Consider the following 1,647-nt stretch of genomic DNA (forward strand, 5'->3'; position numbering starts at 1 on the left):
GGGCGCCTCGGCGCGGCACTGGCGGAGGGCACCGTGGACCGGGTCGGCGGCGACCACCTCGACATCGCCCGCCACCCGCGGGACGAGGCCCGGCGGGCCGCGGCCGTCCGCGGGCGGCTCGTCATCCCGTTCGGGGCGCTGGGGACGGTCCGGACCGCACTGCGTCCCGCGTGAGAAGACCGTGTGGGCTCAGCGGGCCTTCGCGTCCGCCTCGGTCCACTCCCGGACGCGGGCGCGCGTCACTTCCTTCTGACGCTCCACGTAGTCCTCGAGCCAGGACACCTCGATGCGCCACTGGCCGCGGCCCCCGACCTGGATGGCCTGCAGCTCACCCGAGCGCACCAGGGCGCGGGCGGCCTGACCGGAGATGTTCAGGGTCTCCGCGACATCGGTCAGGGTGAGAAAGCGCTGCACGGTGCTCCTTCGGTCGAGGCGTCCAGGACGGTCGCGGTCGGCCCACGACGTCGACCCATTCAACCCCGGGAACACCCGGAGGCGACACTTTTCCACAGCGTACGTGGCGGATCCGGCGATCCACGGCCGCGGCGGTTACCCTGGGCGCAGCGCGGAGGGGCCGACACCGACGGGGTGCCGGGGCCGCGGCGGCCCGAGAGGCCGGTCCGAAGGGGGGAACATCCGGTGTCCACGACCATGTCCGCGTCCGCCGAGGGCGGCCGTCTGCGCCGGCCCCGCTGGCGGGATCCCCGGCTCCTCGTCGGTCTCGTGCTCGTCCTCGCCTCGATCGCCGGCGTCGTGGCCTTGGTCGCCTCCTCCCAGCGGACCGCCGCGTACTGGACGGCCGCGGAGGACCTGCCCCCGGGCACGCCCATCGCGGCCGGGGACCTGCGGCCCGTGGAGGTGAACCTCAGCGAGGCCGGCGAGCGGTACCTCAGCGCCGATGCTCCGGCGCCCGAGGGGCGGATGGTCTCCGGGACGGTCCGGGCCGGCGAGCTGCTGCCTGCGGCGGCACTGGTGGACGCGGACCCGGACGGCCGTCGTCCCGTCGGGGTGGCCCTGGACGAGCCGCTGCCGTCCGGCGTGGGCGTGGGGGACCGCGTGGACGTCTGGGTGGCCATGCCCGCGGAGGGAGGCCGCGGCCATGCGGACCCGGCCCGGCTGGCCGAGGCGCTCGAGATCTCCGAGGTCACGGCGGAGCAGAGTGGCTTCGGCGGCTCGGGCACCACCCGGGTGCAGCTGCTGGCACCGGAAGAGACCCTGCCGCGCATCGTGGACGCGAAGGTCAAGGACGCGCGGGTCACCCTCGTGCCGGCCCACGGGGTGCGCTGACCGTGCGCATCGCCCTGGCCACCACCGTCCAGCCGGGCCTGGACCACATCGGCCCGCTCGAGCGGCACCAGACGGACATCACGGTCCTCCGCCGGGCCGAAGACCTCGCCGAGCTGCTCGCGATCGCCCGCTCCGGTCTCGTGGACGCGGTCCTCGTAGCCGGGGACACCGAGTCCCTCACCGCCGCCTTCCTGGAGGAGACGGCCCGGCTGCCCCGACCCGTGGGCGTGGCGGCGCTCAGCGAGGTCCGTGCCGAGCGTCGTCGCCTCCGCGGCATGGGGGTGCCCTGCGTGCGCGCCGACGCCGACCCCGAGCAGATCGCCGCCGTCGTCGTGGAGTCCGCGAGCGCGGCCGCGGAGG

Annotated in this window: 2 protein-coding genes and 1 pseudogene; 2 read left to right on the forward strand and 1 reads right to left on the reverse strand. The window is 75.8% G+C overall.

Annotation, left to right across the window (positions count from 1 at the left end):
- Positions 1-189: 189 nt before the first annotated feature.
- Entirely contained in the window at positions 190-414 is a 225-nt protein-coding gene (locus D8M29_RS12040; protein WP_002854861.1) for a helix-turn-helix domain-containing protein, read from the reverse strand.
- Positions 415-639: 225 nt separating this feature from the next.
- Here D8M29_RS12040 and D8M29_RS12045 point away from each other — a divergent pair, with 225 nt between their 5' ends.
- Together D8M29_RS12045 and D8M29_RS12050 are read left to right on the forward strand one after the other, a co-directional pair.
- Positions 640-1,287, forward strand: coding sequence for an SAF domain-containing protein (locus D8M29_RS12045; protein ID WP_002854857.1), 648 nt, complete (start codon positions 640-642; stop codon positions 1,285-1,287).
- Positions 1,288-1,289: 2 nt separating this feature from the next.
- A pseudogene (locus D8M29_RS12050) lies at positions 1,290-1,647 on the forward strand (ATPase); the annotation flags it as partial.

The sequence above is a fragment of the Micrococcus sp. HSID17227 genome, from assembly GCF_003989405.1.
GTDB lineage: Bacteria > Actinomycetota > Actinomycetes > Actinomycetales > Micrococcaceae > Micrococcus > Micrococcus luteus.